This is a genomic window from Pseudomonas sp. P867 (genome assembly GCF_019891455.1).
Lineage (GTDB): Bacteria > Pseudomonadota > Gammaproteobacteria > Pseudomonadales > Pseudomonadaceae > Aquipseudomonas > Aquipseudomonas synxantha_A.
Genome location: NZ_JAFLXB010000002.1, coordinates 1 through 16,629, shown reverse-complemented (window position 1 = coordinate 16,629; position 16,629 = coordinate 1). Strand labels below are relative to the sequence as shown.

Genomic DNA, 16,629 nt, shown 5'->3' with positions numbered 1-16,629 from the left:
TGAAACCCTGGGAAGCCCGATTTATGCAGGGTTTGTGCGCTTTTCCACAGGTTGGATAAAGTTGCCCCCAAAGTCTGTTGGTGCATCTGTGGATAAGGTGTTCGCTTAGTGCTGTAGGCCATATGAATCAAGGTCTGCACAGATATGATCAATAAATGATCAGGTAAGGATGGATACCTTGGTTTCAAATAAGTCACGGATTTTCTTGATTTAATTTAAGCCGCACACCGACTTGCCCACAATTGCTGTGGGTGGCTTTGTGGATAAGTTGTTGGGCAAAGGCTGGAGGGCAGGGGGTTAGCGGTCTGCGCGAGAGTTGATCAAATAGTAGGCAGCGTCTGCTTGAAGTGTGGGAGGGGGGGCTTGCTCCCGATAGGGATGGCTCAGCTTGCACATGCATTGGCTGATACTCCGTTATCGGGAGCAAGCCCCCTCCCACATTTTTGATCCATAGGGCGTCAGTTACTCGTGTGCAGCCACACCTTTGAGGTACGGAGCAGGCGCGGCCCCCAAGTTGTTCAACATGCGCTCGCTGTACCAGTCCACAAAGTTCACCACGCCAAACTCATAGGTCTTGGAGTACGGGCCAGGCTGGTAGGCGGTGGAGTTGATGCCGCGCTGGTTCTCCTCGGCCAGGCGACGGTCCTGGTCGTTGGTGGCGTCCCACACCTGGCGCATGCGCTCCACGTCGTAGTCCACGCCTTCCACCGCGTCCTTGTGCACGATCCACTTGGTGGTGACCATGGTTTCCTGGGCGCTGATCGGCCACACGGTGAACACGATGATGTGGTCGCCCATGCAGTGGTTCCACGAATGAGGCAGGTGCAGGATGCGCATCGAGCCCAGGTCCGGGTTCTTGATGCGGCCCATCAGTTTGGCGCAGCCCTGCTTGCCGTCCAGGGTCATCGACACTGTGCCCTTGAGCAGCGGCATACGCACGATGCGGTTACGCAGGCCGAAGCTGGCGTGGGCGTAAGGGATCTTCTCGGCATCCCAGGCGGCGGCGGAGGCGGCTACGTGGTCCTTGAACGCCTGGTCGGCGCGCGGGTCGGTGACGTCGTCCCATTCCAGCAGGGTTTTGAGTAGTTCCGGGTGCGACGCGTTGCAGTGGTAGCACTCGCGGTTGTTCTCCAGCACCAGCTTCCAGTTGGCTTTTTCGAACAAGGTGGTCTGGATCGCCACCTTGGTGTTTTCCATGTCGTAGGGTTCCATGTAATGGCTGAGCGTGGACAGGAAGTCATCGATGGCCGGCGGGGTCTCGGCCAGGCTGATGAAAATGTAGCCGCCGGCGGTCTTCACGTTTACCGGTTTCAAGCCGTACTGCTTCATGTCGAAGTCGGCGCCCATCTCGGTACCGGCGAACAACAGGCGACCGTCCAGTTCGTAGGTCCATTGGTGGTAGTGGCAAACCAGTTTGGCGACCTTGCCCTTTTCGCTGGTGCACAAGCGCGAACCACGGTGGCGGCAGACGTTGTGGAATGCATGCACCACGCCTTCGGCGCCACGGATCACGATGATCGGGTTCTTGCCCACTTGCAGGGTCAGGTAGTTGCCCTTGGTGGGGATTTCGCAGGTCATGCCGGCAATCAACCACTCTTTCTGGAAGATCTCCTGCATGTCGATATCAAACAGCCGCTCATCAGAGTAGAACGGCTGTGGCAGCGAAAAGGTGCGCTCGCGCTCGTGCAGCATTTGCGCGGTGGCCTTGCGTGCGGGTTCCAGCGGATCGCCCAAGCTTAAGGTTGCGGTGACGTCCATCGTGTGTGTCCTCATGGCCATTCTGTGTGGCCGGCGAATAGTGGCTGATCAGGTTTGCAGCAAGGCGTAAAGAACGCGTCTTTGTTGGGAGCGAGTGTGGGCCCGGCGTTGGGTCGAACCTTATCCATGGGCGACATGGCCCAATCTGATCCCGACGCGCAAGGCCCTGTCTTTGGGGGCTGGTCGCCGTAAGTATGTGAATGTCGCAGATAGGTAAATGGGTGGCCCCGGCGTTACGCAGAATCGCCACCATAAGGCCGACGTCGGCGGTGGAGAACAACATGTCTAGCAATTTCCTGAATCCGGTAACCACCCAGACCTGGGCCAATGGTCGGCACATCGTCCGTTGCGTCAAAGTCATCCAGGAAACCTGGGACGTGCGCACCTTCTGTTTTATGGCTGACCAGCCGATCCTGTTCTTCTTCAAGCCCGGGCAATTCGTCACCCTGGAGCTGGAAATCGAAGGCCAGCCGATCATGCGCTCCTACACGATCTCCAGTTCACCGTCGGTGCCTTACAGCTTTTCGGTAACCATCAAGCGTGTACCGGGCGGGCGTGTGTCCAACTGGCTGCATGACACGCTGCACGAGGGCCAGGAGCTGGCGGTGCACGGACCTGTCGGGCTGTTCAACGCGATCGACTTCCCCAGCCCGAAAGTGCTGTACCTGAGCGGCGGGGTGGGGATCACCCCAGTCATGTCCATGGCGCGCTGGTTCTACGACACCAACGCTAATGTCGACATGACCTTTGTTCACAGTGCGCGTTCACCCAAGGACATCATCTACCACCGCGAGCTGGAGCACATGGCGTCGCGGATCGACAATTTCAGCTTGCACCTGATTTGCGAAAAGCATGGCCTGGGTGAACCCTGGGCCGGCTACCGCGGTTATCTGAATCACAAGATGCTGGAACTGATGGTGCCGGACTTCCTGGAGCGCGAAGTATTCTGTTGCGGCCCGACGCCTTACATGAGCGCAGTGAAACGCCTGCTGGAAACCGCCGGTTTCGATATGGCGCGTTATCACGAAGAATCCTTTGGTGCGACGCCGCCGGAAGCGCGGGCTGACGCCGTGGAGCAGGCCGAGCAAGCGGCGGATGCGCCGGAAATCGACCTCGCGGATCTGCACCAGGTGGAGTTCATCGCATCGGGCAAAAGCATTCGGGTGGCCCCCGGCGAGACTGTCCACGCAGCAGCTGCCAAGCTTGGCCTGTTGATCCCCAAAGCCTGCGGCATGGGTATCTGCGGCACGTGCAAGGTGATGAAGCTGGGCGGGGAGGTGGAGATGGAACACAACGGCGGGATCACCGAGGAAGACGAAGCCGAAGGTTACATCCTGTCGTGCTGCAGCGTGCCCAAGGGCGATGTGCGCATCGAGTTCTAATACCCTGCACATTCCCACGCAGGAGCGTGGGAATGGCCGGTCGGCTGCGCGCCGAGGGTCATGAGTCTTCGGCGCGGGCTTCAAGGGTTAACAGTTACTGCGCGTAGATATGCACGACGAAGTGCTGGCCGGATGCTGTCAGTTCATAGACCTTGTCGTAGATCCTCAGCGTCCTTGAAGGCTCGCGGATCGTATCGCCGATCTTTGCGTACTTCCTGAACTCATCCCAGTCAATCACCGTGGTGCTGATAGTGCCATCGCTTTGCAGGGTGTTGCCGTTGCTTTGATATTCCATGATTAAGCTCTCCATTGGATTTACGTTTCCAGCCGATTATTCGGCGGGTAGCGAACCCGGAAAGTGGCGGTTATGACTGCGTTTTCCTTCCGGGTACCAAGAGGCTAGTCAACGAATATCCAGCGCGTAGCTGTCAGAAATATCAAAAAACAGACTTGGCAATCGGCCAGTATTCGCTGGCCGAATTCCCACGTTAAGCCCTCATGACTTCCCTGATATCGGCGGCTAATTCTCGTACACGCTCTTCTTCTGTGTCCCACGCACACATGAATCGCGCCCCACCTTTACCGATAAAGGTGTAGAAGCGCCAACCCTTGGCTGTAAGCCCCGCAATGGCTGGCTCCGAGAGTTGCAGGAATACGCCGTTGGCTTGCACAGGGAACATCAATTCCACGCCGGGGATGTCCGCAACCAGGCTGCTGAGCAATTGCGCGCAGTGGTTGGCGTGGCGTGCGTGCTTGAGCCAGGCATCGTTTTCCAGCAAGCCTACCCACGGGGCGGACAGGAAGCGCATCTTTGATGCCAACTGGCCAGCCTGTTTGCAGCGGTAGTCGAAGTCTTCGGCCAGCTTGTGATTGAAGAACAGGATGGCTTCACCCACCGCCATGCCGTTCTTGGTGCCGCCAAAGCACAGCACGTCCACCCCGGCTTTCCAGGTCAGGTCGGCCGGTGAGCAACCCAGGAACGCACAGGCGTTGGAGAAGCGGGCACCGTCCATGTGCAGGTTCAGGCCCAGCTCTTTGCAGGTGGCGCTGATGGCGCGGATTTCTTCCGGGGTGTACACGCTGCCGACTTCGGTGGCCTGGGTCAGGGTGACCACCCGCGGTTTGGGGTAGTGGATGTCCTGGCGCTTGAGGGCGATCTCGCGGATCGATTCCGGGGTCAGCTTGCCGTTCTCGGTGCGTGCAGTGAGCAGCTTGGAGCCATTGGAGAAAAACTCCGGTGCGCCGCATTCGTCGGTTTCAACGTGGGCGGTTTCCGAGCAAATCACGCTATGGTAGCTCTGGCACAGCGAGGACAGTGCCAGGGAGTTGGCGGCGGTGCCGTTGAAGGCGAAGAACACTTCGCAGTCGGTTTCGAACAAATTGCGGAAACCGTCGGCGGCGCGATGGGTCCACTCGTCATCACCGTAGGCGCGTTGATGTCCGTGGTTGGCTTGTTCCATGGCGGCCCAGGCTTCCGGGCAGATGCCGGAATAGTTGTCGCTGGCGAATTGTTGGCTCTTGTCGGTCATGGCCCATTCCTGTGGTCGATGTTGGTGCGCACTTTAACCAAGATTGTCAGGGGCGCGCACGCTCTGTAAATGCAAAGTCGTTGGGGAATTATGCACGGTACTCACACCTTGCCTGTCGGACGTGTCCGAGATGGCGCTTTGGACTTACTCAAGTGGCTGGCGCTGCTGAGCATGGTGCTCGATCACCTGCGCTATGTGGGGTTGAGCCTGGATGGGCTGTATGTGCCTGGGCGTCTGGCGTTCCCGTGGTTTTGCCTGGCGATTGCGGCCAATTTGCACAGGGCCCGGAACGCTCCGGTGACCGGCCATCGGCGCTACCTGGGGTGGTTGCTGCTGTTCAGCGTGATCAGCGAAGTGCCTTATCGGATGTTCATCGAAGATGCCGATACCTTGAACGTGTTGCCGACTCTGGCGCTGGGCCTGCTGGTTGCCCGAGGTTGGCAGCAGAAGGCGTTGGTTGATCGAGGATTGGCGCTGATCGCCGTCACAATAGCAGCTGTGTTTTCAACCCAGTTGATGTTCGGTTTCTTTGGTGTATTGCTGCCACTGGCGATGCTGTTGGTGTTTCGCCGGCCTTGGTATTTCAGCGTGCTGCCGGGGCTGGTCTGTGTCGCCGCGAATCAATGGCAGATTCTGCTGAATAGCGGCACGCCTGTGGCGCAGTTGGGGTTGGCTGCATGTCTGATTGCGCCGCTGGCAGGATTGGTCTTATTGCGACATGGCAAAAACGCCAAGCCACCCGCCATGCGGCGCTGGGCCTATGCCCTGTATCCCATGCATTTTCTTCTGTTGCTACTCGTTCGCAAGCTCATCGCCTGACCCCTGTGGGAGCTGGCTTGCCTGCGATGCAGACACCTCGGTCTGCCAGTTGCACCGCAGCGATGCCATCGCAGGCAAGCCAGCTCCCACACAAGCTTTGCACATTCTTCAGTCCATGTCGTAAACGCACCTTTGCGTGGCGTGCGCAGGCATTTGACCTGTACGCGCCAGCCCTACCATCGCATCAAAGGGCCCTGCGAGGGCTTCAACAATACGAAAGGCTGGGAGAGACGCGATGTTCAGCAAACAAGACCAGATCCAGGGATATGACGACGCACTGCTGGCAGCCATGAATGCCGAGGAGCAGCGTCAGGAAGATCATATCGAGCTGATCGCGTCGGAGAACTACACCAGCAAACGCGTGATGCAAGCCCAAGGCAGCGGCCTGACCAACAAATACGCCGAAGGCTACCCGGGCAAGCGCTACTACGGTGGCTGCGAGCATGTGGACAAGGTCGAGGCACTGGCCATCGAGCGCGCCAAGCAGCTGTTCGGCGCCGATTACGCCAACGTGCAGCCGCACTCCGGTTCGTCCGCCAACAGCGCGGTGTACCTGGCGCTGATCAATGCCGGCGACACCATTCTGGGCATGAGCCTGGCCCACGGCGGTCACCTGACTCACGGTGCCAAAGTATCGTCCTCGGGCAAGCTGTACAACGCAGTGCAATACGGCATCAACACCGACACCGGCCTGATCGACTACGACGAAGTCGAGCGCCTGGCGGTCGAGCACCAGCCGAAGATGGTGGTGGCCGGTTTCTCTGCCTACTCCAAAACCCTGGATTTCCCACGCTTCCGTCAGATTGCCGACAAAGTGGGCGCGCTGCTGTTCGTCGACATGGCCCACGTCGCCGGCCTGGTGGCCGCCGGCCTGTACCCCAACCCGCTGCCCTACGCCGACGTGGTCACTACCACTACCCACAAGACCCTGCGCGGTCCTCGGGGCGGCCTGATTCTGGCCAAGGCCAACGAAGCGATTGAAAAGAAACTCAATGCTGCGGTGTTCCCCGGTGCCCAGGGCGGCCCGCTGATGCATGTGATCGCCGGCAAGGCGGTGTGCTTCAAGGAAGCGCTGGAGCCCGGCTTCAAAGCGTATCAGCAACAAGTGATCGACAACGCCCAGGCGATGGCCGAGGTGTTCATCAAGCGTGGCTACGATGTGGTCTCCGGCGGCACCGATAACCACTTGTTCCTGGTCAGCCTGATCCGTCAGGGCCTCACTGGCAAAGACGCGGACGCCGCCCTCGGTCGCGCCCACATCACCGTCAACAAGAACGCCGTGCCGAATGACCCGCAGTCGCCGTTCGTGACCTCGGGCCTGCGCATCGGCACTCCGGCGGTGACCACCCGTGGTTTCAAGGTGCCGCAGTGCATCGAGTTGGCCGGCTGGATCTGCGACATCCTCGACAACCTCGGCGATGCCGATGTCGAGGCCAACGTGGCCAAACACGTGTCTGCCCTGTGCGCTGATTTTCCGGTTTATCGCTGAGCGCGGTTTTGGAGTAATGACTATGCAACGCTACTCAGGCTTCGGCCTCTTCAAGCACTCCCTCAGCCATCACGAAAACTGGCAGAAAATGTGGCGCACGCCCACCCCGAAAAAAGTCTACGACGTGGTCATCGTCGGTGGCGGCGGGCATGGTCTGGCGACCGCCTACTACCTGGCCAAGGAGCACGGCATCACCAACGTGGCCGTGGTCGAGAAAGGCTGGCTGGGCGGCGGTAACACTGCGCGCAATACCACCATCGTGCGTTCCAACTACCTGTGGGACGAGTCCGCGCATTTGTACGAACATGCGATGAAACTCTGGGAAGGTTTGTCTCAGGACCTCAACTACAACGTGATGTTCTCCCAGCGTGGCGTGTACAACCTGTGCCACACCCTGCAAGACATCCGCGACTCCGAACGCCGTGTGAGCGCCAACCGCCTCAACGGCGTGGACGGCGAACTGCTCAATGCCCAGCAAGTAGCTGACGAGATTCCATACCTGGACTGCTCGAAAAACACCCGCTACCCCGTGCTGGGCGCCACCGTGCAACGGCGCGGCGGCGTGGCCCGTCACGATGCCGTGGCCTGGGGCTTTGCCCGTGCTGCCGATGCCTTGGGCGTGGACTTGATCCAGCAAACCGAGGTGATCGGGTTCCGCAAGGAAAACGGCGTGTGCATCGGTGTGGAGACCAACAAGGGCTTTATCGGCGCCAAGCGCGTCGGCGTCGTCACTGCTGGTAACTCCGGGCACATGGCCTCGCTGGCCGGTTTCCGCCTGCCGATCGAATCCCACCCGTTGCAAGCGTTGGTGTCGGAGCCGATCAAGCCGATTATCGACAGCGTGATCATGTCCAACGCCGTGCACGGCTACATCAGCCAGTCCGACAAGGGCGACCTGGTGATCGGTGCCGGTATCGACGGCTACAACGGCTACGGCCAGCGTGGTTCGTACCCGGTCATTGAGCACACCATTCAGGCCATCGTCGAGATGTTCCCGGTGCTGTCGCGGGTGCGCATGAACCGCCAGTGGGGCGGCATCGTCGACACCACGCCGGATGCCTGCCCGATCATCTCCAAGACCCCGGTACCGAACATGTTCTTCAACTGCGGTTGGGGCACCGGTGGCTTCAAGGCCACGCCGGGCTCAGGCAACGTGTTTGCTGCGAGCCTGGCCAAGGGTGAAATGCACCCGCTGGCCGCACCTTTCTCCATCGACCGTTTCCACAACGGTGCGTTGATCGATGAACATGGCGCTGCGGCCGTCGCCCACTAACAGGAGAAATTCCCTATGTTGCATATCTTCTGTCCTCACTGCGGCGAACTGCGCTCCGAAGAGGAATTCCACGCGTCCGGCCAAGCGCACATCCCGCGCCCGCTGGACCCGAATGCCTGCACCGACGAGCAGTGGGGCGATTACATGTTCTTCCGCGACAACCCTCGCGGCCTGCACCACGAACTGTGGATCCATGCCGCCGGTTGCCGCCAGTACTTCAATGCCACCCGCGACACCGTCACCTACGAAATTCTTGAAACCTACAAGATTGGCGAAAAACCCCAGTTCACCGCCAAGGCTTCTGGAGAGAAGGTATGAGCCAGATCAATCGCCTGTCCAACGGTGGCCGCATCGACCGCAATAAAGTCCTGACTTTCAGTTTCAACGGCCAGACTTACAAAGGCTTTGAAGGCGATACCCTGGCCGCCGCGTTGCTGGCCAACGGCGTCGACATCATCGGCCGCAGTTTCAAGTACTCGCGCCCTCGCGGCATCTTTGCCGCCGGCGCCGAAGAGCCGAACGCAGTGCTGCAGATCGGTGCTACCGAAGCCACGCAAATTCCTAACGTGCGCGCCACCCAACAGGCGCTGTACCAGGGCCTGGTTGCCACCAGCACCAACGGCTGGCCGAACGTTAACAACGACGTGATGGGCATTCTCGGCAAGGTCGGCGGCAAGCTGATGCCGCCGGGCTTCTACTACAAAACGTTCATGTACCCGCAGTCGTTCTGGATGACCTACGAGAAGTACATCCGCAAGGCCGCAGGCTTAGGCCGCTCGCCGACCGAGAACGACCCGGACACCTACGACAACTTCAACCGTCATTGCGACGTGCTGGTCGTGGGCGCAGGCCCTGCCGGCCTCGCGGCTGCATTGGCCGCTGCGCGCAGCGGTGCGCGGGTGATCATCGCCGACGAGCAGGAAGAGTTCGGTGGCTCGCTGCTCGATTCCCGTGAAAGCCTCGACGGCAAGCCGGCCACTGAGTGGGTTGCCAGCGTCATTGCCGAATTGAAAGCCCTGCCGGACGTGGTACTGCTGCCCCGCGCCACCGTCAACGGCTACCACGACCATAACTTCCTGACCATTCACGAGCGCCTCACCGATCACCTCGGTGACCGTGCGCCGATTGGCGTGGTGCGTCAGCGTATCCACCGTGTGCGTGCCAAGCGCGTGGTGCTGGCCACCGGTGCGTGCGAGCGTCCGCTGGTGTACGGCAACAACGATGTGCCGGGCAATATGCTGGCCGGAGCGGTCTCTACCTATGTGCGCCGCTACGGTGTGGCGCCGGGCAAAAAACTGCTGCTGTCGACCAACAACGACCATGCCTATCGCGTCGCGCTGGACTGGTTTGATGCAGGCCTTTCGGTGGTGGCGGTGGCTGATGCCCGTCACAACCCACGTGGCGCGCTGGTGGAAGAAGCACGCGCCAAAGGCATTCGCATCCTCACCGGCAGCGCCGTGATCGAAGCGCGTGGCAGCAAGCATGTGACCGCTGCCCGCGTGGCCGCGATCGATGTGAAAGCGCATAAAGTCACCAGCCCCGGCGAGTGGCTGGACTGCGACCTGGTCGCCAGTTCAGGCGGTTACAGCCCGGTGGTCCACTTGGCCTCGCACCTGGGCGGCAAGCCGACCTGGCGTGAAGATATCCTCGGGTTTGTACCGGGCGAAGCACCGCAGAAACGCGTGTGCGTCGGCGGTATCAACGGTGTCTACGGCCTTGGCGATTCCCTCGCCGATGGTTTTGAAGGTGGCGTGCGTGCGGCCAGTGAAGCCGGTTTTGCGCCGGTGGAAGGTGTGCTGCCTAAAGCCTTGAGCCGTCTGGAAGAGCCGACGCTGGCGCTGTTCCAGGTGCCCCACGAAAAAGCCACTGCACGGGCGCCGAAGCAATTTGTCGACCTGCAAAATGACGTCACCGCAGCCGCCATCGAACTGGCCACCCGCGAAGGTTTCGAATCGGTCGAGCACGTCAAACGCTACACCGCGCTGGGCTTCGGTACTGACCAGGGCAAGCTGGGTAACGTCAACGGCCTGGCCATCGCCGCCCGTTCGCTGAACGTGACCATCCCGCAGATGGGCACCACCATGTTCCGTCCCAACTACACGCCAGTGACGTTCGGCGCGGTGGCGGGCCGTCACTGTGGGCACATTTTCGAACCGGTGCGCTACACCGCGCTGCAAGCCTGGCACGTGAAGAACGGCGCCGAGTTTGAGGATGTCGGCCAGTGGAAACGCCCATGGTATTTCCCGCGTAACGGTGAAGATCTGCACGCCGCGGTGAAGCGCGAATGCCTGGCGGTGCGTGACAGCGTCGGCCTGCTGGATGCCTCCACCCTCGGCAAGATCGATATCCAGGGCCCGGATGCGCGTGAGTTCCTCAACCGCATCTACAGCAACGCCTGGACCAAGCTCGATGTGGGCAAGGCGCGCTACGGTCTGATGTGCAAGGAAGACGGCATGGTCTTCGACGACGGCGTCACTGCCTGTCTGGCCGACAACCACTTCCTGATGACCACCACCACCGGCGGCGCCGCCCGCGTTCTCCAGTGGCTGGAAATCTACCAACAGACCGAATGGCCTGACCTCAAGGTGTACTTCACCTCGGTCACGGACCATTGGGCGACCATGACCCTGTCCGGCCCCAACAGCCGCAAGCTGCTGGCGGAAGTCACCGACATCGACCTGGACAAGGATGGCTTCCCGTTCATGACCTGGAAGGAAGGTTTGGTCGGCGGTGTACCGGCGCGGGTGTTCCGTATCTCGTTTACCGGTGAGCTGTCGTACGAAGTCAACGTGCAGGCCGACTACGCCATGGGCGTGCTGGAAAAGATCGTCGAGGCCGGCAAAAAGTACAACCTGACCCCGTACGGCACCGAGACCATGCACGTCCTGCGCGCCGAGAAGGGCTTCATCATCGTCGGGCAAGACACCGACGGCTCGATGACCCCGGACGACCTGAACATGGGCTGGTGCGTAGGCCGTACCAAACCGTTCTCGTGGATCGGCTGGCGCGGCATGAATCGCGAAGACTGTGTGCGTGAAGAGCGTAAGCAACTGGTGGGCTTGAAGCCGATTGATCCAAACGTATGGCTGCCGGAAGGCGCGCAGTTGGTGTTCGATCCAAAGCAGACGATTCCGATGAAGATGGTCGGTCACGTCACTTCAAGCTATGCGCACAACTCCCTGGGTTATTCGTTTGCCATGGGCGTGGTGAAGGGCGGCTTGAAGCGCATCGGTGAGCGGGTGTTCTCACCGCAGGCCGATGGCAGCGTGATCGAGGCGGAGATTGTGTCCTCGGTGTTCTTTGACCCGAAAGGTGATCGCCAGAACATTTGATAGACCGCGTCGCGGCCATCGCAGGCAAGCCAGCTCCCACAGGGGAATGCATTCCAAGTGTGGGAGGGGGCTTGCTCCCGATGAGGCCAGAACAGTCACCACAGAATTCAGGAAAGGTGCTTTATGACAGCAGCCAATGTTTACCAACAACGCCCCACCACCAGCGCCAAGGCCGAGTCGTCGCTGCACCATGCAGACCTCGCCAGCCTGGTCGGCAAGGGCCGCAAGAACGCCGGCGTGACCGTGCGTGAAAAGAAACTCCTCGGCCACCTGACTATCCGTGGCGATGGCCATGATGCCGCCTTCGCCGCTGGCGTACTCCAGGCCGTCGGCATTGAACTGCCCGGCCCGCTAAGCGTGACCGTCAACGGCGAGACCAGCCTGCAATGGCTTGGCCCGGACGAGTGGCTGCTGATCGTGCCGAGCGGCGATGAATTTGCCGCTGAACAAAACCTGCGTGCCGCCTTGGGGGATTTGCACATCCAGATCGTCAACGTCAGCGGCGGCCAGCAGATTCTCGAGCTCAGCGGCCCTAACGTGCGCGATGTGCTGATGAAGTCCACCAGCTACGACGTACACCCCAATAATTTCCCGGTGGGCAAGGCGGTGGGCACGGTGTTCGCCAAGTCGCAATTGGTGATCCGCCATACCGCTGAAGACACCTGGGAACTGCTGATCCGTCGCAGCTTCTCCGATTACTGGTGGTTGTGGCTGCAGGATGCCTCGGCCGAATTCGGTCTGAGCGTTCAAGCCTGAGGAATCGCCCATGAGCCGCGCACCCGATACATGGATTTTGACCGCCGACTGCCCCAGCGTGCTCGGCACGGTGGACGCGGTCACCCGCTACCTGTTCGAGCAGGGCTGCTACGTCACTGAGCACCACTCGTTTGATGATCGTCTCTCGGGCCGGTTTTTCATTCGTGTGGAGTTTCGTCAGCCTGACGGTTTTGACGAGCAGGCGTTCCGCGATGGCCTGGCGACCCGTGGTGAAGCCTTCGGCATGATCTTCGAGCTGACGGCGCCGAACTATCGGCCGAAAGTGGTGATCATGGTCTCCAAGGCCGATCACTGCCTCAACGACCTGCTGTACCGCCAGCGTATCGGCCAACTGTCGATGGACGTGGTCGCGGTGGTGTCCAACCACCCCGATCTCAAGCCGTTGGCCGACTGGCACCAGATTCCCTACTACCATTTCCCGCTCGACCCCAACGACAAACCATCCCAGGAGCGGCAGGTGTGGCAAGTGGTGGAAGACACCGGCGCCGAACTGGTGATCCTTGCGCGCTACATGCAGGTGCTGTCGCCGGAGCTGTGCCGCAAGCTGGATGGCAAGGCCATCAACATTCATCACTCGTTGCTGCCGGGGTTCAAGGGCGCCAAGCCGTATCACCAGGCGTACAACAAGGGCGTGAAACTGGTGGGGGCCACGGCGCATTACATCAACAATGATCTGGATGAGGGGCCGATCATCGCCCAGGGTGTGGAGGTGGTTGATCACAGCCACTATCCCGAGGATTTGATCGCCAAGGGCCGTGATATCGAAGGGCTCACATTGGCGCGTGCGGTGGGGTATCACATTGAGCGGCGGGTGTTCTTGAATGCCAATCGCACCGTCGTTCTTTAGATCGCTATCGCAGGCAAGCCAGCTCCCACATTCCAGGATGTGTGAACCCGATCCACTGTGGGAGCTGGCTTGCCTGCGATGAGGCCCTTACAAGCAACACAAGAAACAGCATCTGTACCCGAGCACTAACGCGCTGCCCACCCAAGCGGCAACGCAGTTCCATAAAAACAACAGCGAGGTGAAAGCATGTCTGGTAATCGTGGTGTCGTGTATCTCGGCAACGGCAAGGTCGAAGTACAGAAAATCGACTATCCCAAAATGCAGGACCCGCGCGGCAGGAAGATTGAGCACGGCGTCATCCTGCGCGTGGTCTCCACCAACATCTGCGGCTCCGACCAACACATGGTGCGTGGCCGCACTACTGCCCAGACCGGCCTGGTGCTGGGGCATGAAATCACCGGCGAAGTGATCGAGAAGGGCAGCGACGTCGAGAACCTGAAAATCGGCGACCTGGTTTCCGTGCCGTTCAACGTCGCGTGCGGCCGCTGCCGCTCGTGCAAGGAGCAACACACCGGCGTATGCCTGACCGTCAACCCGGCGCGTGCCGGTGGTGCCTACGGCTACGTCGACATGGGCGACTGGACCGGCGGCCAGGCCGAGTACGTGCTGGTGCCGTACGCCGACTTCAACCTGCTCAAACTGCCGGACCGCGACAAGGCCATGGAGAAAATCCGTGACCTGACCTGCCTCTCCGACATCCTGCCTACCGGCTACCACGGCGCCGTCACTGCCGGCGTTGGCCCGGGCAGCACCGTTTACATTGCTGGTGCCGGCCCGGTCGGTCTGGCCGCTGCTGCCTCGGCACGGCTGTTGGGTGCAGCCGTTGTAATCATTGGCGACGTCAATTCCATCCGCCTGGCCCACGCCAAGGCCCAGGGTTTTGAAATCGTCGACCTGTCCACCGATACGCCGCTGCACGAACAGATTGCTGCGTTGCTGGGCGAACCGGAAGTGGATTGCGCCGTCGACTGCGTAGGCTTTGAAGCACGCGGCCATGGCCACGACGGTGTCAAGGCCGAAGCCCCGGCCACCGTGCTCAACTCACTGATGGGCGTGGTGCGTGTGGCAGGCAAGATCGGTATCCCTGGCCTTTACGTCACCGAAGATCCGGGTGCTGTCGATGCCGCCGCGAAAATGGGCAGCCTGAGCATTCGCTTCGGTCTGGGTTGGGCCAAATCCCACAGCTTCCACACCGGGCAGACGCCAGTGATGAAGTACAACCGCCAACTGATGCAGGCGATCATGTGGGACCGGATCAATATCGCCGAGATCGTCGGCGTGCAGGTGATCAGCCTGGACGATGCGCCACGCGGGTATGGCGAGTTCGACGCGGGTGTACCGAAGAAGTTTGTGATTGATCCGCATAAGTTGTTCAGTGCGGCGTAAAAGCGTTGGGCAAATGACAAAGGGCGACCCTTGGGTCGCCCTTTTTTGCGTCTGCGCTTAAGCCTGCAAACGCCGGCTGATGAAGATCAAATGTGGGAGGGGGCTTGCTCTCGATAGCGGTGGGTCAGTCGGTACTGCTGTAACTGGCCTGCCGCTATCGGGAGCAAGCCCCCTCCCACAAGGGTTTTATGGTGTTTAGGAATCAGCGAGTGGCCAGTGCGCCCTGGTATACAGTCGGGCCTGTCGGTTGTTTGCTGATGGAGCCACCCTTGGTCTCCGAACTCACCATCAACTCCACCGGCTTGCTGATGGTTTCCTGCTGGCGCGGGTTCAGGCCGATGATGCCCTCGCCGTCTTCCGGCAACAGGCCCAGCGACACCGGTGTGCCATCTTTAGGGATTGCCCACAGCTCCAGGCTTTGGTCTGGCGCCGGCGCCGTGGAGGCAATCGGCTGCACTTCAAGATAATCTTTGTGGGCCATGATTTGCGCGGCCGGCTGCTGGGTAGTGTTCACCAGCGTTGCCGCGGATTTGACGCTGTCCTGGGTGTAGAGCGCGCCGCCGATACCGGCAACCACCACCACACAGGCGCCGATGAACAGGCGTGGGCGGCTCCAGAATGGAGGCTTTTGCTCAATCACTTGGGGTTGGATCGCAGTCATAAGTCTCTTCTCGACAAATTTTGTAGTCTGTCCATGGACCCGATTATCCCGATTGGGTTCCGGGCAGGGCCTGGAACAACCGACGGGATACCTAGTCCAACGCTTGCTTTTGCATCCATCTCCTGAGGTTGTATTGATGAAGATTTCACGCGGTTTTGCCCTTTCCTGCCTGCTGTCCATGGCCGCCGGCCCGGTGTTCGCCGCAGGTTTCAGCCTTGGCGATGCAGCCAACGCGATTTCCGGTATGCAGGGTGGCAACAACAAAGCCGCTGCCGCCGCACCCTCGTCCGAAACGGCCGGCCTGCTGAGCGCCCTGACCTCGCAACTGAACATCACCCCCGAGCAAGCGGTGGGCGGCACGGGCGCCATGCTGGGCCTGGCCAAGAACAAACTGAGCGGCAACGACTATTCGAAACTGGGCAACAGCGTGCCGGGCCTCGATCAATTGTCGGGTAACAACGCATTGGGCAGCCTCGGCGCTTTAAGCGGGATGCTCGGCCAGAGCGGCGGCAGCAAGACCAGCGGCCTTGATGGTTTGCTGGGTAACGTGAAGAACACCAACGACCTGAATACCGCGTTCAGTGCCTTGGGCATGGACAGTGGCATGGTAAGCCAGTTTGCCCCGGTGATCCTCAAATACCTGGGCGGGCAAGGCGCCAGCGACTCGGTGCTGGGCAAGCTTGCCCAGGCTTGGGGGGCCAGCAGTTAAGCGGCCTTCTCCGAGAATCGCGTTTCCTATAGTTATTTCTGAATCATCTTTCATGATGCGTTGGATGTGGACGAAATAAATTGTAGTGAACCAGTAGGAACGGCAGGAAAGTTGGGTGCCACGTAGTAGTAACTTTCGCAGCATCACGTGGTGCTGTTCGAAGGTCAATCGACGAACTAACTACATGGTGCCTGATGAGTTCTATTAACCAGCTGCAAACCACACTCCAGAATATATACAACCAGGTTGGCGCCAATGTGCCGGCCAGCAAGGCTGGGCTGATCGACCACAATGTGTTGCATAACCTGGGGTTGAGCGCGAATTTGTTGCAGAACTTGCGCAACGATCTGAGTGCCGTCGCTAATGGATCGAATCCTGAGCGGGCACTCAATAACTTGATGTCTGGGCTGCAACAAATCTCGGGTTCTACCAATGCTCGGGCCAAAGAGTGGCCGGCAGACAAACTGTTGCCTGAAGGCGGCGTGCACCTTGTGAAGGGTGCGGACGGTCAACCAGAAGCAGTCACTGCTGCTAAAGAGTGGCCGGTAGACAAACCGTTGCCTGAAGGCGGCGTGCACCTTGTGAAGGGTGCGGACGGTCAACCAGAAGCAGTCACTGCTGCTAAAGAGTGGCCGGTAGACAAACCGTTGCCTGAAGGCGGCGTGCA

15 protein-coding genes are annotated in these 16,629 nt (G+C 60.1%); 11 read left to right on the top strand and 4 right to left on the bottom strand.

The genetic code is table 11. The features are described 5' to 3' along the window. Positions 1–462: 462 nt before the first annotated feature. On the bottom strand, positions 463–1,758 hold the full coding sequence (gbcA, locus tag J1G33_RS03550) for a glycine-betaine demethylase subunit GbcA (protein WP_032879076.1): 1,296 nt from the start codon (positions 1,756–1,758) through the stop codon (positions 463–465). A gap of 281 nt (positions 1,759–2,039) precedes the next feature. Between gbcA and gbcB the strand changes: the two genes are divergently transcribed. Beyond that, entirely contained in the window at positions 2,040–3,140 is a 1,101-nt protein-coding gene (gene gbcB / locus J1G33_RS03545) for a glycine-betaine demethylase subunit GbcB (RefSeq protein ID WP_032879077.1), read from the top strand. 94 nt (positions 3,141–3,234) lie between these two features. Here the strand turns inward: gbcB and J1G33_RS03540 are convergent, their stop codons facing one another. Further along, the gene (locus tag J1G33_RS03540) at positions 3,235–3,435 is read right to left on the bottom strand and encodes a hypothetical protein (RefSeq protein WP_032879079.1); all 201 of its coding nucleotides are present in this window, start codon (positions 3,433–3,435) and stop codon (positions 3,235–3,237) included. 193 nt (positions 3,436–3,628) lie between these two features. Then, complete coding sequence (locus tag J1G33_RS03535) at positions 3,629–4,669, bottom strand: low specificity L-threonine aldolase (protein WP_032879081.1); 1,041 nt, start codon at positions 4,667–4,669, stop codon at positions 3,629–3,631. A 90-nt stretch (positions 4,670–4,759) separates the two neighbouring features. Between J1G33_RS03535 and J1G33_RS03530 the strand changes: the two genes are divergently transcribed. From J1G33_RS03530 to fdhA, 8 genes are all read left to right on the top strand, one after another. Beyond that, on the top strand, positions 4,760–5,488 hold the full coding sequence (locus tag J1G33_RS03530; protein WP_148854074.1) for a TraX family protein: 729 nt from the start codon (positions 4,760–4,762) through the stop codon (positions 5,486–5,488). 235 nt (positions 5,489–5,723) lie between these two features. After that, positions 5,724–6,977, top strand: a complete 1,254-nt coding sequence (glyA, locus tag J1G33_RS03525; protein ID WP_032879086.1) for a serine hydroxymethyltransferase — start codon at positions 5,724–5,726, stop codon at positions 6,975–6,977. A gap of 22 nt (positions 6,978–6,999) precedes the next feature. Next, the gene (locus J1G33_RS03520; RefSeq protein ID WP_003176546.1) at positions 7,000–8,250 is read left to right on the top strand and encodes a sarcosine oxidase subunit beta; all 1,251 of its coding nucleotides are present in this window, start codon (positions 7,000–7,002) and stop codon (positions 8,248–8,250) included. A 15-nt stretch (positions 8,251–8,265) separates the two neighbouring features. Then, positions 8,266–8,568, top strand: coding sequence for a sarcosine oxidase subunit delta (locus J1G33_RS03515; protein ID WP_003194855.1), 303 nt, complete (start codon positions 8,266–8,268; stop codon positions 8,566–8,568). After that, the gene (locus J1G33_RS03510; protein ID WP_032879087.1) at positions 8,565–11,582 is read left to right on the top strand and encodes a sarcosine oxidase subunit alpha; all 3,018 of its coding nucleotides are present in this window, start codon (positions 8,565–8,567) and stop codon (positions 11,580–11,582) included. Before J1G33_RS03515 ends, J1G33_RS03510 begins: the two co-directional genes overlap by 4 nt. A gap of 123 nt (positions 11,583–11,705) precedes the next feature. Further along, positions 11,706–12,338, top strand: a complete 633-nt coding sequence (gene soxG / locus J1G33_RS03505) for a sarcosine oxidase subunit gamma family protein (RefSeq protein WP_032879088.1) — start codon at positions 11,706–11,708, stop codon at positions 12,336–12,338. Positions 12,339–12,348: 10 nt separating this feature from the next. Beyond that, complete coding sequence (purU, locus tag J1G33_RS03500) at positions 12,349–13,206, top strand: formyltetrahydrofolate deformylase (RefSeq protein ID WP_005792124.1); 858 nt, start codon at positions 12,349–12,351, stop codon at positions 13,204–13,206. Between the two features lie 186 nt (positions 13,207–13,392). Further along, complete coding sequence (gene fdhA / locus J1G33_RS03495; RefSeq protein ID WP_005792122.1) at positions 13,393–14,592, top strand: formaldehyde dehydrogenase, glutathione-independent; 1,200 nt, start codon at positions 13,393–13,395, stop codon at positions 14,590–14,592. A gap of 202 nt (positions 14,593–14,794) precedes the next feature. Here the strand turns inward: fdhA and J1G33_RS03490 are convergent, their stop codons facing one another. Then, entirely contained in the window at positions 14,795–15,253 is a 459-nt protein-coding gene (locus J1G33_RS03490; protein WP_005792120.1) for an anti-sigma factor, read from the bottom strand. 136 nt (positions 15,254–15,389) lie between these two features. Here J1G33_RS03490 and J1G33_RS03485 point away from each other — a divergent pair, with 136 nt between their 5' ends. Next, entirely contained in the window at positions 15,390–15,962 is a 573-nt protein-coding gene (locus tag J1G33_RS03485; protein WP_223017702.1) for a DUF2780 domain-containing protein, read from the top strand. 194 nt (positions 15,963–16,156) lie between these two features. Further along, positions 16,157–16,629 (top strand): hypothetical protein (locus tag J1G33_RS03480; RefSeq protein WP_223017701.1); only part of this gene is annotated, 473 nt, incomplete at its 3' end.